This window comes from Shewanella sp. SW24 (genome assembly GCF_025653395.1).
GTDB lineage: Bacteria > Pseudomonadota > Gammaproteobacteria > Enterobacterales > Shewanellaceae > Shewanella > Shewanella oncorhynchi.
Window position 1 is genome coordinate 12,497 of record NZ_JAKKSH010000018.1, and the last position, 14,532, is coordinate 27,028.

At 45.1% G+C, this 14,532-nt stretch carries 18 protein-coding genes; 9 read left to right on the forward strand and 9 right to left on the reverse strand.

Going from position 1 to position 14,532, the window contains the following annotated elements; all coding sequences use genetic code 11:
- Window position 1 precedes the first annotated feature (1 nt).
- From pdxA to L5M17_RS15025, 5 genes are all read left to right on the forward strand, one after another.
- Window positions 2-988, forward strand: coding sequence for a 4-hydroxythreonine-4-phosphate dehydrogenase PdxA (gene pdxA, locus L5M17_RS15005; protein ID WP_105249994.1), 987 nt, complete (start codon window positions 2-4; stop codon window positions 986-988).
- A 15-nt stretch (window positions 989-1,003) separates the two neighbouring features.
- A complete protein-coding gene (gene rsmA / locus L5M17_RS15010) occupies window positions 1,004-1,810 on the forward strand; it encodes a 16S rRNA (adenine(1518)-N(6)/adenine(1519)-N(6))-dimethyltransferase RsmA (RefSeq protein WP_263148338.1) in 807 nt (268 codons plus the stop codon).
- A 48-nt stretch (window positions 1,811-1,858) separates the two neighbouring features.
- Window positions 1,859-2,239, forward strand: a complete 381-nt coding sequence (apaG, locus tag L5M17_RS15015; protein WP_028761528.1) for a Co2+/Mg2+ efflux protein ApaG — start codon at window positions 1,859-1,861, stop codon at window positions 2,237-2,239.
- A 21-nt stretch (window positions 2,240-2,260) separates the two neighbouring features.
- The gene (locus tag L5M17_RS15020; protein WP_113939897.1) at window positions 2,261-3,085 is read left to right on the forward strand and encodes a symmetrical bis(5'-nucleosyl)-tetraphosphatase; all 825 of its coding nucleotides are present in this window, start codon (window positions 2,261-2,263) and stop codon (window positions 3,083-3,085) included.
- A gap of 97 nt (window positions 3,086-3,182) precedes the next feature.
- Entirely contained in the window at window positions 3,183-5,204 is a 2,022-nt protein-coding gene (locus L5M17_RS15025; RefSeq protein ID WP_198572988.1) for a methyl-accepting chemotaxis protein, read from the forward strand.
- 235 nt (window positions 5,205-5,439) lie between these two features.
- On the opposite strand, the gene L5M17_RS15030 is transcribed toward L5M17_RS15025, so the two are convergent.
- The 7 genes from L5M17_RS15030 to rplU all read right to left on the reverse strand — a co-directional run bounded on the left by L5M17_RS15030 (window position 5,440) and on the right by rplU (window position 9,806).
- Entirely contained in the window at window positions 5,440-5,853 is a 414-nt protein-coding gene (locus L5M17_RS15030; protein WP_105249997.1) for a DUF3718 domain-containing protein, read from the reverse strand.
- A 219-nt stretch (window positions 5,854-6,072) separates the two neighbouring features.
- A complete protein-coding gene (folA, locus tag L5M17_RS15035; RefSeq protein WP_028761532.1) occupies window positions 6,073-6,555 on the reverse strand; it encodes a type 3 dihydrofolate reductase in 483 nt (160 codons plus the stop codon).
- Between the two features lie 27 nt (window positions 6,556-6,582).
- The gene (locus L5M17_RS15040) at window positions 6,583-7,056 is read right to left on the reverse strand and encodes a threonine/serine exporter family protein (RefSeq protein WP_028761533.1); all 474 of its coding nucleotides are present in this window, start codon (window positions 7,054-7,056) and stop codon (window positions 6,583-6,585) included.
- Window positions 7,053-7,814 (reverse strand): threonine/serine exporter family protein, encoded by a 762-nt coding sequence (locus L5M17_RS15045; protein ID WP_113939893.1) that lies wholly within the window; start codon window positions 7,812-7,814, stop codon window positions 7,053-7,055. The genes L5M17_RS15040 and L5M17_RS15045 overlap by 4 nt, the downstream gene beginning before the upstream one ends.
- A 27-nt stretch (window positions 7,815-7,841) precedes the next feature.
- Window positions 7,842-9,011 (reverse strand): Obg family GTPase CgtA, encoded by a 1,170-nt coding sequence (gene cgtA / locus L5M17_RS15050; RefSeq protein ID WP_105250000.1) that lies wholly within the window; start codon window positions 9,009-9,011, stop codon window positions 7,842-7,844.
- Window positions 9,012-9,225: 214 nt separating this feature from the next.
- Window positions 9,226-9,480: a 50S ribosomal protein L27 gene (rpmA, locus tag L5M17_RS15055; RefSeq protein WP_006080527.1), complete on the reverse strand. Its 255-nt coding sequence runs from the start codon at window positions 9,478-9,480 to the stop codon at window positions 9,226-9,228.
- Window positions 9,481-9,494: 14 nt separating this feature from the next.
- Window positions 9,495-9,806, reverse strand: a complete 312-nt coding sequence (gene rplU / locus L5M17_RS15060) for a 50S ribosomal protein L21 (protein WP_006080526.1) — start codon at window positions 9,804-9,806, stop codon at window positions 9,495-9,497.
- Window positions 9,807-10,078: 272 nt separating this feature from the next.
- On the opposite strand from rplU, the gene ispB reads away from it, so the two are divergent.
- A complete protein-coding gene (gene ispB / locus L5M17_RS15065; RefSeq protein ID WP_049821790.1) occupies window positions 10,079-11,050 on the forward strand; it encodes an octaprenyl diphosphate synthase in 972 nt (323 codons plus the stop codon).
- Between the two features lie 82 nt (window positions 11,051-11,132).
- On the opposite strand, the gene ung is transcribed toward ispB, so the two are convergent.
- Complete coding sequence (gene ung, locus L5M17_RS15070; RefSeq protein ID WP_181800850.1) at window positions 11,133-11,798, reverse strand: uracil-DNA glycosylase; 666 nt, start codon at window positions 11,796-11,798, stop codon at window positions 11,133-11,135.
- Window positions 11,799-11,985: 187 nt separating this feature from the next.
- Here ung and L5M17_RS15075 point away from each other — a divergent pair, with 187 nt between their 5' ends.
- On the forward strand, window positions 11,986-12,549 hold the full coding sequence (locus tag L5M17_RS15075) for a Tfp pilus assembly protein FimT/FimU (RefSeq protein ID WP_028761538.1): 564 nt from the start codon (window positions 11,986-11,988) through the stop codon (window positions 12,547-12,549).
- Between the two features lie 74 nt (window positions 12,550-12,623).
- Window positions 12,624-12,944 (forward strand): DUF3144 domain-containing protein, encoded by a 321-nt coding sequence (locus L5M17_RS15080; RefSeq protein WP_105250001.1) that lies wholly within the window; start codon window positions 12,624-12,626, stop codon window positions 12,942-12,944.
- A 92-nt stretch (window positions 12,945-13,036) separates the two neighbouring features.
- Here the strand turns inward: L5M17_RS15080 and L5M17_RS15085 are convergent, their stop codons facing one another.
- On the reverse strand, window positions 13,037-13,651 hold the full coding sequence (locus L5M17_RS15085) for a LysE family translocator (protein WP_105250002.1): 615 nt from the start codon (window positions 13,649-13,651) through the stop codon (window positions 13,037-13,039).
- Window positions 13,652-13,928: 277 nt separating this feature from the next.
- Here L5M17_RS15085 and L5M17_RS15090 point away from each other — a divergent pair, with 277 nt between their 5' ends.
- A complete protein-coding gene (locus L5M17_RS15090; protein WP_219255264.1) occupies window positions 13,929-14,480 on the forward strand; it encodes a thioredoxin family protein in 552 nt (183 codons plus the stop codon).
- The last annotated feature ends 52 nt before the right edge of the window (window positions 14,481-14,532 follow it).

Sequence of the window (14,532 nt, forward strand, 5' to 3'; positions counted from 1 at the left end):
ATTGAGCACTAAACGTATTGCCGTTACCCCAGGCGAACCCGCAGGTATTGGCCCCGATTTAGTCGTACAACTCGCTCAGCAGGCTTGGCCTGCTGAGTTAGTCGTTTGTGCGGATCCAGAATTACTTGCGAGCCGCGCGAAACGACTCGGTTTGCAAGTGACTTTCCGCCCTTACCAGCCAAATCAAGCTCCTAAACCGCAAGAAGCGGGCACATTAACCATAGCGCCCTTTAAGTTAGTGAGCGAATCGATTTGTGGTCAGCTCGATGAGCAAAACAGCACTTATGTAGTTGAAACCTTGCGTTATGCGGGCGAAAAAAACATGAGCGGCGAGTTTGATGCTGTCGTGACAGGCCCCGTGCATAAAGGCATTATCAATCAAGCAGGTATTTCCTTTAGTGGCCATACTGAGTTTTTTGCCCATCAAGCAAATTGCCCCGATGTAGTGATGATGCTGGCAACGCCGGGTTTGCAAGTGGCACTCGTGACCACCCATATTCCTCTGGCCTATGTTGCAAAAGCCATAACACGCCAACGCTTACAGCATATTATCAAGATTCTACATGCCGATCTCATCAGCAAATTTGGCATAGTTTCACCGAAAATTTATGTCTGTGGTCTCAATCCACACGCAGGTGAAGACGGCCATTTAGGGCGTGAAGAAATCGACGTGATTATTCCTGCACTCAACGAGTTGCGAGAAGAGTTCCAGATGAATATTGTCGGCCCATTACCGGCCGATACTCTGTTCCAACCTAAATATTTACAGGACGCCGATGTCGTCTTGGCCATGTACCATGACCAAGGACTTCCCGTTCTCAAGTCACAAGGATTTGGCAAATCGGTAAACATCACCTTAGGTTTACCTTATATTCGTACCTCGGTTGACCACGGTACGGCGCTCGATCTCGCGGGTACAGGCAAGGCCGATATTGGCAGTTTTGTCTGTGCTCTGAATAAAGCCATTGAGTTATCCTCAAAGAACTAAACGATTACATTATTAATGAGCAACAAAGTACATTTAGGCCACACGGCCAGAAAGCGTTTCGGACAAAACTTCCTTACCGACGGCAATGTGATTGACCGCATTGTGGGTGCAATTGCACCCGATAATCACCATGTGATGGTCGAAATCGGCCCTGGCCTTGGTGCCTTAACTGAACCTGTAGCCGATGCTGTGGATAATCTGACTGTTGTCGAACTCGACCGCGATCTAGTTGAACGCTTACATCATCACCCAGTCCTTAAAGATAAACTGACCATTCACCAAGGTGATGCACTGCAGTTTGATTTTGGCCAACTGAGTGTGCCAGGCAAAAAGATGAAAGTGTTTGGTAACTTACCTTACAACATTTCAACGCCGCTGATGTTCCACCTGTTCGAATTTGCCGAACAGATTGAAACCATGCACTTTATGCTACAAAAAGAAGTAGTCCTGCGTCTATCGGCAAGCCCAGGCTGTAAAGCTTATGGCCGTTTAACGGTCATGGCACAATACTTCTGCCAAGTGGTTCCGGTTCTCGAAGTGCCGCCCCACAGCTTTACCCCTGCGCCTAAAGTAGACTCAGCAGTCGTACGCTTATTGCCATACGCCGTAAAGCCGTTCCCTTGTAAAGATGTGACCGTACTACGCCACCTTTGTACTACCGCATTCAACATGCGTCGTAAGACTCTGCGTAATAACTTAAAGCACATGTTATCTGACGATGAGTTCGAGCAGTTAGGGATTGACTCAAGTCAACGCCCAGAACAGATTAGCGTGCAGCAGTATGTTGCTATGGCTAACATGGTTTGCGATAAGAAAGCATAAATATGTCTGGGCACTTAGGTGCCCTTATACCAGAGCCTAGGAACAAGAATGAGCGCATTGGACACCTCCATTCGGGTCGAAGTCAAAACTGAGTATATAGAGCAGCAGTCCTCGCCCGAGGATGAAAAGTACCTCTTCAGTTACACCATCACTATCATCAATTTAGGTGAGCAAGCGGCTAAACTTGAAACTCGTCACTGGATAATCACTGATGCCAATGGCAACACCAGTGAAGTCCAAGGTGCCGGTGTTGTCGGTGAAACGCCAACCATTGCGCCGAATACTGCCTATCAATACACCAGTGGTACTGTGCTCGATACGCCACTTGGCATAATGCACGGCACTTATGGTATGGTCAGCGAATCGGGTGAGCGTTTCCAGGCGACAATCCGTCCCTTCCGTTTAGCGACCCCAGGCTTACTACATTAATATCGTTAGGAAAGGGGTACTGTGGCGCATTATTTTGTTGGTGATATTCAAGGCTGTTTCGCTGAGTTACAAAAATTACTCGCTAAGGTCGATTTTAATCCTTCCCGCGATGAACTCTGGGCTGTAGGTGATCTTGTTGCACGTGGACCTGACTCCTTAGCTACGCTACGTTTTTTTCGCTCCTTAGGTGATTCCGCTAAAACGGTTTTAGGTAACCACGATCTCCATCTAATGGCATTACACGGTAAGCTCAAGCGCGCTAAACCCAGCGATAATCTCACTGAAATTCTAGAATCCCCCGATATCTCAGCCTCAATTGACTGGCTGAGACAACAACCTCTTATGCGTGAATTACCTGAACACCAACTCATTATGAGTCATGCGGGTGTACCACCTCAGTGGTCGCTGGAGGTATTAAGAGAAGAATCCGCACTCGTCAGTCGCGCCCTCAAGCACGATGATTATCTTGAGACATTAATAAGCCAAATGTATTCAGATACCGCAGAGCAATGGGATCCAAGTGCAATTGGCATAGAACGCTTACGTTATTGCATCAATGCATTAACACGCATGCGCTATCTTTATGTCGATGGCCGACTTGATTTTGATTGCAAACAACCTCCTGAAAACTGTACTAATCCACAACTCAAACCTTGGTTTGAGTTTGCTTCGCCGCTGCGCCAGAGTCATACCTTAGTATTTGGCCATTGGGCTGCGTTGATGGGCAAGGTCGACGATACTAAATTAAAGGCTTTAGATACAGGCTGTTGCTGGGGTGAACACTTAACCTTATGGCATCTTGAAAAAGACCAAAAAATTACGCAAAAAAAGTTAAAAAAGAGTTAAACTAAAACAGCTTAAAGTCGATAACAGACTGAGCCGCCTAACCCTGAATATCACCCTGTTTTCATTTGGAAAAATATAATAAAAATCGGAGTATCCTATGAAATTTAATGTAGCCACCAGAGTGATTGGCGGATTTGGTATTGTCACACTTTTACTCGTGTTGCTAGGATTTACATCTTATTTAACCAACAATAGCCTAAAAGCCAGCTCTGCTATGATGCAAGAATTAAGCTTGCCCGCGCTAAAATCGACAAACCACCTTAGTGAAGCATTGAGTGAGCAACAAAGACAAATCCTGATTGCCTATAACACTCCTAGATCGGCAAATATCCCGAATATTCGTAAAGTGTTTGAAGACCACGGGACTCAGTTCAAAAACGAAATTGCCACCCTCACTCAGTTAGTCAAGAGCCAGCAGAATCTATCTTCTTTAATTGCCCAATTAAGCGGCAGCTTTGCTACCTTTGAGCGAGATAGTATTGCCATGATCGCCGAACGTGAGGCCTCATTGAGCAAGCAAGAACAGCTAGTTGAACTAAAGAAAAAGCTCGAAAATGCCGCCGATGATGCCTCATCAGAACTGCTCGATATTGTTGATTTAGAAAGCAGTCAGAATCCCGATGAGCAGAGTCTTGCTGCATCAGCCAGCGCTATTGATACTAGTCTCGGAAATATCATCACTACTATTGCAGATTTAGTAACGAATGACGAAGACAGTAAGCACGAACTGATCTCAAAGGAACTTGACTACATTATCAGCGAAACCAAGAACAAACTTGAATATGTGAATCGTCACGGTCAAGGTATTGTCGAAGCGGATACCTTAAGCTCGGTCACTAAAGATATCGAAAAAGTATTAGCGCTCGTCACCGGTCCGCAATCTATGTTGCTGCTAAAATCGAGTCAGCTCTCCCACTCCAAAGAAGCTGTGATAAAACTAGGCATTATCGAAAATGATGTGAAAGTCATCAATTCCAACATGAATGATGTCAGCGATAACATCGAACTTGTTGCCGCGAACATGAGCAATGACACTATAGCCAAGATTGACTCTGCCAGCATACAAACCATGATTGTCGTGTTAATAGCAATCGTTGTCGCTGTGATTGTGAGTTTTGCTGTGGTGAATCCGTTAAAACGCTCACTCAGCCAAGTGAACAATGCCCTGAACGTCTTAGCCTCAGGCAACCTTACCCATAAACTAGATGACTCTGGACACGATGAATTTGCCGAACTAGCAAAAAACTGTAATCGTCTAGTCGATAGCTTACGCAGTTTAATCATAGGTATTTTAGATAGGTCAAATCAACTTGCCGCGGCAGCCGAACAAACATCAGCAATCACAGCACAAACCACCTCAGGCATACAAGAACAAAAAAGCCAAGTTGACCAAGTGGCTACTGCAACAACTGAACTTAGCTCTAGTGCTCAGCAGGTGTCTTTAAGTGCCAATCAAGCCCTTGAGCAAATCAAACAGGCTGATCAAGAAACTCAGCATATGCGTGCCATTGCGCAAGAGAACAAACTGACTATTTTGGCTTTAGCCGATGAAGTGGCCAAAGCGGGTGTTGTGATCAATAAAGTGCAGTCGGACAGCGCCTCTATTGGCTCAATTTTGGATGTAATCCGTGGTATTGCAGAACAGACTAACCTACTCGCCCTTAACGCCGCTATTGAAGCCGCCCGTGCGGGTGAACAAGGTCGTGGTTTTGCGGTAGTTGCCGATGAAGTGCGTAGTTTAGCCTCACGCACTCAAGTGTCGACACGAGAGATCCAACAGATGATCGAAGTGTTGCAGCAAGGTGCAGAGCAAGCCGTTGCCGCCATGGATATGGGGCGTGCTCAAGCAAACGCCTGCGTTGAAAAAACGGAGCAAGCCAACATTGCCCTCGAGACCATCAGCCAATCTGTGCATAAAGCCTATGATTCTGGCACCCATATCGCCCATGCTGCGCAGGAACAGAATTTAGTAAGCCAGCAAGTTTCTGAAAAACTAGAGCATATTGCAGCAATTTCAGAAGAAACCGCTATTGGTGCAGATCAAACGGCTCAGTCTAGCCATCAAGTCGCCAAATTAGCCGAAGAACTCCAAGCTTCGGTCGGTGAATTTAGAGTCTAATGTTTATCACCACTAAAACCTAGGGTCGCTTAGCGGCCCTTTCTTTTGAGACGAATTCACTTGCCTATCTTACTGACGACTCGAACTGTCCGGCCTTTGCACAAATTAAGGCCATAAAAAATGCCAAACTTAAGTTTGGCATTTTTATCTAGCTTAATGCTAGATACTTGATATTAGACGCTTAATATAACGTAGCAGCAAATAGAGCTAAAGTGCCGCTAAGTTCAAATCCGCATTACTCTTCTTCACCGCCCGCAGCAGCGCCAAGACGCTCTTTCACTGCAGCGGTAATTGGGCTAGCACCATGACCGTTTGCTTCAGCCCAAGCTTGGATAGTCATCCCATCAGCTTCAGCAACACTCAATTCAGTCGCCGACAAACGCTTAGCCACAAACTCACCGGTATCGTTCGCACTCGCACCGTAAGCGGTGCGCAATAGACTTGCACCATCGCAACTGATACCACTGTAAATCTGACGTAACTTAACGCGGCTTTCTTTTAACTTTTTACGTAAGCGGTTTTTGTCGTTAGCTTTTACATAATCACAAAGACTCGCTACGAGTGGATCTTCCCCCGCAACAGCAGAGGTTGGTACAGCAATAGAACTAAATCCAATTAACGCAGCCAAGGCCACAGGCATAAGACGCATCCGATACTCCTTAATACTTTCTTATAGTTTTATTATCAATTCTGTATGGGCTGCATCTATTGTCTAAATGATATTGACCTCTTGGCTTTAGCTCTCGTTCGAAATCTAGGATAACGAAATAGGCTATCTCTTTCCGTGAAAACTAAATGTCCGATATGATGCAATACGTTAGATAAACTGACGCCCCATACACACAGGGTACACAACAGAAGCTGCAATTTAACATTTTTTTACCAAATTGATAAAGCGATATTCCAAACCAGCCGCATTTATACTCGCCAAAGATTCAGTTTCCTTCCAAGTCCCATCGTCCCAGTGGGGGAAAAATGTATCGCCTTCCACCTCAAGATTGATTTGCGTCAAATATAAGATATCGGCGCAGGGCAATAACTCGGCATAAAGCTGGCCACCACCTATAACCACTAACTCTTCACATTCACCAGCAGCTTGTTTGGCTGCATCAAATGAGGTCACACAGGTCACGCCCTCAATCACAAGATCCGTTTGGCGTGAAATCACTATGTTATGTCGACCAGGAAGAGGCCTACCGATTGACTCAAAGGTCTTACGCCCCATCACAACAGGCTTGCCTAGGGTCATCGCTTTAAAGTGACGTAGATCTTCTGGAAGATGCCATGGCATTTTATTATCTTTTCCGATGACTCGATTGTTTGCCATCGCGGCTATCATAGCAATGCGCATGCTCACTCCTGTTTTATAGAAATAGAATTATTGAATGACGGGGCGGGTCCTGAAATACAGCAAACTCGGCATGGCCAAACCCACAGCTAACGCCCCTAGAATAAAGACAGTTTTGAGGCCATTACTAATCACTTGCCCCGTCAGTTCAGGACTGACTTGAGATTGAGCGGTCAATTGCACTAAGGCAATCACAGTATTAAATGCATAAGTGCCTGGGATCATAGGAATAATCGCGGCGACAGCATACATTAAAGGTGGCGCTAAATGGCGCTTACCAAACCCTATGGTAATAATCCCTACTAATGCCGCTGCGGCGAAGGTTGCCCACTCGATTGGCAGACCAAACTGTAACATTAAAGTACGGGAACTATGGCCAATAGCTCCCGCTAAAGCGCAGTAAGGAAGAAATCGTTTAGGAACATTAAATACCATAGCAAATCCTACGGCGGGAATTGCTGAGAAAAAAGCATCGTGCAAAAGAGCTATCAATAATTCCATCATAGGAAAATTCCGCCGATCTGCATCGCAATCGTAATGCCAATCACAGAAGAAACGGTCAGCAAAGTAGCATGACCCCAGCGGGATATACCGACATTCATGTGCCCTTTTACCATGTCGGAAATCGCATTAATCATCGGAAAACCCGGCACTAACATCAGCACACTCGCGGCCATAGCAGCCTTAGGAGTTTCACTTAACTCAAACAAATAACCCGTTTGAGCCAGCATACTGGTGACGAAAGCAGTGATGGCAAAATTGACTAATAAATTAAAATGCCGCTTAGCAATTGCTAAACGAACCGACATACCCACTGCCGCGGCAAAAAAAGTAATCACGCATGCAGTGAGATCGCCATTAAATAAATGACAGAAGCTAGCGCACGACAGGCCAATCATGAATACCACTAAGCTAGGAGGATAGGTTTTAGGTTCAATCCGCGCCAAGCGTTTACGCACTTCATTTGGGCCATACAACCCCTTTTCAGCGAGTAAACAGATACGTTGTAATTCACAGACGACTGTCATGTTAATGCCATGCTCACGAATACGACGAGTAGTTGTGATACAGCGACCATGAACCAAACTGGTTAACACGAGGGAATTAGAGGAAATAGAGAGTTCTACGCTGGCAAGACCTAAAGCCTGACCTAGACGCTGGCTGATTTCTTCAACTAAATCAGATTCCGCGCCGTAGGCCAGTAGCAATTGTGCAGCACGCACAACTTGCCGAGTAATATCATTTTGAGTATCAGCGTACACAGAACTCTCAAAACTCAAAGATTACTATTATCTTTGGTAAATAACTTCTACGTCGTAGTCGTCATCATCAAAGTCGTCGTCATCATCTTCATCAACATAGTCTTCATTCAATGAATCAAGGTTTGCTTGATGATAATTATCCCACTTGAACTCAACTTCACTATCTGGGTCGACTTCATTGTCTTCAGGTGGAAGACTCGCAATGTAATCGAGGAGTTTTAATGCCAACTCACTGGTACCGTCGCGGTTATAGGCGGAGATAGTATAGACATCACCTTCCCAACCCATTTCTTTAACGATACGATCAACCTTCTCTTGCAGCTCTTCTTCAAGCAGCAGATCGGTTTTGTTAAAGACTAACCAACGTGGCTTACTCGCCAACTTTGGAGAGTATTTTTCAAGCTCACCTACGATAGCGCGCGCAGACTCAACCGGATCGGTTCCGTCAATCGGCTCAATATCTATGATGTGCAGCAGAATACGACAACGCTCAAGATGCTTTAAGAAGCGAATACCTAAACCCGCACCATCGGCAGCGCCTTCGATGAGACCAGGAATATCCGCAATCACAAAGCTTTGTCCAGGACGTGGATTAACCACACCTAAGTTAGGCACCAGTGTTGTAAACGGATAATCAGCCACTTTCGGCGTTGCACGGGAAACCGCACGAATGAATGTCGACTTACCCGCGTTAGGCATGCCAAGCAAACCAACGTCAGCCAGCAGTAACAACTCTAATTTAAGGCTACGAACTTCACCGGGTGTGCCTAACGTCTTTTGACGTGGGGCACGGTTAGTACTGCTCTTAAAACGAGTGTTACCTAAACCATGGAAACCACCTTTGGCAACCAATAGCTTTTGACCGTGGGTTGTTAAATCCCCAAGGACTTCTTCAGTATCATGATCGACCGCGCGAGTACCAACAGGAACTTTTAAGATCAGATCTTTACCGCTATGACCAGTACAATCACGGCCACGACCATTTTCGCCACGTTCAGCCATGTGAAAACGTTCAAAACGGAACTCGATCAAAGTGTTGAAGTTTTCGTCAGCTTGCAGGAAAACACTGCCACCGTCGCCACCATCACCACCATCAGGACCACCATCAGGTACATACTTTTCGCGCCTAAAGCTAACACAACCGCTACCGCCGTCGCCTGCTTCGACCCTAATTACTGCCTCATCGACAAACTTCATACTTACTCCTGGCACCACTGAATGAAGCAATTATACCGTCTAACTTCATTGGTCGCCAAAAAACTCGAGATACTTTGCTCCCAATCTTACCTGTCAATGCTCATTCTTGGTAATCATTTACCAACTCAAGCATCTACACGGCGTAAATAGAAGCACAAAAAACAGAAAGCCCCACCAATGGCGGGGCTTTAACAGTATAAGCTAGGTTCGAAAGTTAAGCTTCGATGCTAATAAACTTACGGTTATTAGCGCCTTTAACTTCGAATTTAACTTTACCGTCAGTCAGAGCAAACAGAGTATGGTCACGACCAATACCTACGTTTACACCAGCGTGGAATTTAGTACCACGTTGACGAACAATAATGTTACCAGCTAGAACTGATTCACCGCCAAAGCGCTTAACACCTAGACGTTTACTTTCTGAATCGCGGCCGTTACGAGTAGAACCGCCAGCTTTTTTATGTGCCATGAGTTAGACTCCTATTATGCGTTGATAGCAGTAATTTTAACTTCAGTGAACCACTGACGGTGGCCCATTTTCTTGTCGTGGTGCTTACGACGACGGAACTTAACGATAGTAACTTTATCGCCACGACCGTGACTTACAACTTCAGCAACGACTTTACCGCCAGCCACTAAAGGAGCACCAACATGCACTGTTTCGCCATCAGCGATCAAAAGAACTTGATCGAACTCGATAGTTTCGCCAGTTGCAACTTCTAACTTTTCTAAACGTACTGTGTGGCCTTCAGCTACACGGTGTTGTTTACCACCACTTTGAAAAACAGCGTACATAGCTATTTTACTCCAATTCCTAACACGCGGGCTCATTCTTGGATGAGGCAGGGTGCTACAAAAACTTTATTGACAATGGGCGCGGATTTTACGCGAAGAATCTAACTCTGGCAAGCCCTAATTAGGAAAGAATAAAAAAAGACCGGATTAACTCTCACATTAGTTGAGCTAGTGCTGTCATATGTCAGAATTTTAGGTAAAATTCATTTCATTATAACACGTGAGCCTAAACAGGGGCCGGGTACGTAATGACCCCACAACCAGAGTCTATTATGGATTTAAACGCTATTCGTCAACTGGCTGACACTGATATGCAAGCAGTCAATCAGCTGATATATAAACAGCTTGAATCAGATGTCGCCCTAATTAATCAATTAGGTTTTTACATTATTAATGGTGGTGGTAAACGTCTTCGTCCTCTGCTGTCGGTTTTAGCCGCACGTGCGGTGAGCTACGAAGGCGAAGCACATCTTAAGCTAGCGGCGATTATTGAGTTTATCCATACAGCCTCATTGCTCCATGATGATGTCGTTGATGAATCGACGTTACGCCGCGGACGAGAAACCGCCAATGCACTGTTTGGCAATAGTGCCAGTGTGCTAGTCGGGGATTTCCTTTATACCCGCTCATTCCAGATGATGACCGAACTTGACAACATGAAAGTGCTCAGAGTGTTAGCTGATACGACTAACGTGTTGGCCGAGGGTGAAGTCTTACAGCTGATGAATTGTAATGACCCAGACACCACTGAAGAAAGCTATATGCGGGTCATTTATTGCAAAACAGCCAAGTTATTTGAAGCCGCTACGCTACTTGCGGGCGTGCTAGCAGGTGCAACGCCTGAGCAAGAAACCGCCTTAGGCAACTATGGTAAATATCTCGGCACCGCCTTTCAGCTCACCGACGACTTACTCGACTATACCGCCGACAGTGACGAGCTAGGTAAGAATATTGGCGATGACCTTGCCGAAGGTAAACCGACTCTGCCACTCATCTATGCCATTGCCCATGGCACAGACGAAGAGAAACAGCTCATACGTCAAGCAATTGAGCAAGGTGATGGTACTCAGGCCATAGATAAAATCGTAGCAGCACTGCACCATTGCGGCGCGTTAAACTACACCCAACAAAAAGCAATTGAAGAATCAGAGAAAGCGATCGCGGCATTATCTGCTTTACCCGATAGCGACTATAAGCAAGCCTTAGTAACACTAGCTAAGATTTCGGTCGACAGAAACCACTGATTGCTAACTAATGTAGTTTCGCCCCAAAAATAAGGTCTTACTCAGTAAGACCTTTTTTATTGCTTTAACCGCAATCCTAAAATCAAACCTGCCAAAGGATCGGCGTTTCGCCTCGCTCAAGCAATAATTGATTAACTTGAGAGAAATGCCCACAACCAAAAAAACCGCGATAAGCCGATAAAGGTGAAGGATGCGGTCCTGTGAGCACTTGATGTTGCGGTGCGTTAATGACTTGACCCTTTTTAATGGCATGACTGCCCCAAAGCACGAAAATAATCGGCTGAGTCTGCCGATTTAATAATTCCAGCACCGCAGTCGTAAAGACTTCCCACCCGGCTTTGGCATGGGAATGCGCCTTGCCTTGCTCAACGGTCAGCACCGTATTGAGCATCAGTATCCCCTGCTCCGCCCATGCGGATAAATCACCATGGGATGGCACAACAAAACCTTCAATATCCGTCGCTAACTCTTTGTACATATTGGCTAAAGATGGCGGTGGTTTTATCCCGCGTTTAACCGAAAAACATAAACCATGGGCTTGATCTGGGCCGTGATAGGGATCTTGGCCAATCAAAACCACTTTGACTTGTTCAAGGGGCGTCATACTAAAAGCATTGAAAACATCAACTTCGGGGGGATAAACCACTTTCCCAGCCCTGCGTTCATTATCAACAAATGCGCTTAGTTGCTGAAAATAAGGCAAAGCTCTTTGCTCATCAATAAATGTTTGCCATGTCACCTGAGTCACTATTTTACTTCCTCAATTCTATAATCGGGTTAGCTTAAAAGTCCTGTAGTGGTATGGCAAGTTTGCAGACCTTACTTGCCGCTAAGTAATACCCCTAAACCCGCTAGGTCTCACGTTAAGACTTTCAATTTAAAACATTCGAAATTAAGTGATATAGTGCGCCCATTCTCGCACACTTTGATACGTAATGATGATCCAACATTCTGATAAATCAATTCAAAGACATCAAACGGGTTTCACCTTAATTGAACTTGTGGTGGTCATCATAGTGCTCGGTATTTTAGCCGTAGTGGCCCTGCCAAAATTTATCAATGTGCAACAAGATGCGCAAATTGCAACCGTTAAAGCGGCAGGCGGAGGCTTTAAATCAGCTATCAATCTGGCACGTTCCGTATGGGCTGTAAAAGTGGGCTCAGGTCCAAAAGAGGATTTACCCGTATTTGGTACGGCACAATCCGAACAAATAGATTTCAACGCCTTCGGTTGGCCAGCACAACACTATATCCATGGTAATGAGGCCTCTCCGGCACTCGATAATGTCGAAGACTGTATATCGGTATGGGAAGTATTATTTCAAAATGCCCAGCCAAGTGTCTCGCGCTTGAATATTGATGCGACTGAAACCGACTATAAAGCCAGTTATACCGATCCTGGCCAGTGCACTTATTTGTATCGAACAAACGATAAACTGTCGATTAATTATGACTCCCATACAGGAGTCGTCATTACCGACACAGATCCCAATAGTTAATGCCTGACGATTCCTTCTTACACCAATTAAGTTAGAATCGAACTTTAATTTGTTACTTTTTTAGAGTGAACGCCATGACCGACACGAGCAGCACCACCATTTACGAACTTGCCGATCAGTTTATTGCCTTAGCCAATCAGCTAAGCCAACAAGAAGCAGATGTAGGTAAAGTTGGCACAGCACTCCGTTTTGCCGCAGCACGTTTTAATGCCTTCGAAGCCGCGATTAAATCAGCGGATCTCGGTGCAGAAAAAGAGAGCGCATTAGAATGGTTTAGCAGTGAATTCAAAGAAATGCTGAGTGACAACTTAGACGACCACATTGCCAATCCACCCATTATCCAAGAAAGTGTGGCAGAAGAAGCTGATAATTCTGTGCAAATGTTTAAAGGCTAATCACGCCTTGATTTAAATGCATAGCCATAAACAAACACGCCATCGATTGATGGCGTGTTTGTTATTTAAAACCAATGATTTTAGATAGATCACTAAAGCGTGTACACCACACGGATCGCCAGCAATATCAATACTACGCCGGACAACTTATCAATTAACCCCGCTTTTTCTCTCAACTTAGGCAACACACTCGAGTGGGATAGCAATAAGGCTATCAAAGTGTACCAAAGACCATCGACTACTAACGGTGTAAAAACAATTAATGCTTTAGCCGTCATGCTGTCGGCGACCATCACAAATTGGCTGAATAACGCAAGAAAAAATAGCATTATCTTAGGGTTGAATAAAGAAATAGCAATACCATCACGGGCTGCGGTTAAGGTATCTGTCGCCTCCCCTGCAGCCAATTTAGCTTGCATACCGCCATTGGAACGCAGCGCTTGAACTCCCATCCAAGCAAGGTATAAGGCACCGAGAATCGCAATGCCATTAAAGACTAAGGGCGCCTTTTTAAGGACTACGGCTAAGCCCAGTAACGTCACCAGCGCATAGATCCCAATCCCTATCGAGTGTGCCCAAGCACAGACGATCCCCTTTCCCCGCCCACCACCTAAAGTATGACGTACTACCATAGTCAAACTTGGGCCCGGCGACATAGCCCCCAAACAACAAATAGCCAATAAACCTAACCAAGTACTCCAACTCATTGATGACACCTTTCGCCGAATAAAAATGCCCACTGCAGGGCCTTAAACTTGCTTGCCATTCTAGCATCGCGCCATCAAGGCGTTAACGCTAATAAATCCATTTTCAATAAATGAACAGTCATTTAAGAGAACCCAAAACGCGATAATCCCATAAATTCACACTGATTTAAGCCGTTAACCGCTAAGATTAGCGCTAACCTAAGTCTTTATAGCCAAACCTTAATACCTAAGCCTTCATCGCTATTATCACAAAGGCGATTCTCAATCAGGAAATTTTATGAACACTATAACGCTGACCAGTATTTTTATTCTTTGCCTATTAATAGGTGCGATCTTATTGCTGCTTTGGCAAAGACAAAAAGGTAAAACCATACCACTGACGGTGATTTTTGTGCTGGGATTTTTCGCCTTAGGACTCAGTGCTATTATTGGATTTGTGCACAAAAGCGAGGATTACCAAGCCTATCAAAAACTACAATGGCACACCTTAGCCCCAGAGAAAATCGCGCCTCTGGTTGCCCAAGGCTATACCGTCTTTGTCGATATTACCTCTGATTGGTGCACCATCTGCCAAACGAATAAAGCGGAAGTCACCCACAGGGAGCAAATTGTAAATGCCTTGATGGCCGACAATATCATTCTGATGCAAGGAAACTGGAGTGAGGCGAATAAAACGATTGAAACCTATATGCGCCACGAAGGAGTCCCCGGCACGCCCTACAATAAAATTTATGGTCCAAGCGCCCCCAATGGAATTCTCTTGCCGTCAAAACTCAGTATGAGTGATGTGTTAAATGGTTTAGTTGCCGCGCAAACGAATCGTAACTAAGCACTAAACCATATTTAGGACGAGTCAAATACGAATAAAAAAGGCTGCATTG

Bases quoted from the DNA above. Each gene is read 5' to 3' on its own strand.
- rsmA (WP_263148338.1), top strand. From the start codon at position 1,004: ATGAGCAACAAAGTACATTTAGGCCACACGGCCAGAAAGCGTTTCGGA.
- apaG (WP_028761528.1), top strand. From the start codon at position 1,859: ATGAGCGCATTGGACACCTCCATTCGGGTCGAAGTCAAAACTGAGTAT.
- L5M17_RS15025 (WP_198572988.1), top strand. From the start codon at position 3,183: ATGAAATTTAATGTAGCCACCAGAGTGATTGGCGGATTTGGTATTGTC.
- L5M17_RS15030 (WP_105249997.1), bottom strand. From the start codon at position 5,853: ATGCGTCTTATGCCTGTGGCCTTGGCTGCGTTAATTGGATTTAGTTCT.
- folA (WP_028761532.1), bottom strand. From the start codon at position 6,555: ATGCGCATTGCTATGATAGCCGCGATGGCAAACAATCGAGTCATCGGA.
- L5M17_RS15040 (WP_028761533.1), bottom strand. From the start codon at position 7,056: ATGATGGAATTATTGATAGCTCTTTTGCACGATGCTTTTTTCTCAGCA.
- cgtA (WP_105250000.1), bottom strand. From the start codon at position 9,011: ATGAAGTTTGTCGATGAGGCAGTAATTAGGGTCGAAGCAGGCGACGGC.
- rpmA (WP_006080527.1), bottom strand. From the start codon at position 9,480: ATGGCACATAAAAAAGCTGGCGGTTCTACTCGTAACGGCCGCGATTCA.
- rplU (WP_006080526.1), bottom strand. From the start codon at position 9,806: ATGTACGCTGTTTTTCAAAGTGGTGGTAAACAACACCGTGTAGCTGAA.
- ispB (WP_049821790.1), top strand. From the start codon at position 10,079: ATGGATTTAAACGCTATTCGTCAACTGGCTGACACTGATATGCAAGCA.
- L5M17_RS15075 (WP_028761538.1), top strand. From the start codon at position 11,986: ATGATGATCCAACATTCTGATAAATCAATTCAAAGACATCAAACGGGT.
- L5M17_RS15080 (WP_105250001.1), top strand. From the start codon at position 12,624: ATGACCGACACGAGCAGCACCACCATTTACGAACTTGCCGATCAGTTT.
- L5M17_RS15085 (WP_105250002.1), bottom strand. From the start codon at position 13,651: ATGAGTTGGAGTACTTGGTTAGGTTTATTGGCTATTTGTTGTTTGGGG.
- L5M17_RS15090 (WP_219255264.1), top strand. From the start codon at position 13,929: ATGAACACTATAACGCTGACCAGTATTTTTATTCTTTGCCTATTAATA.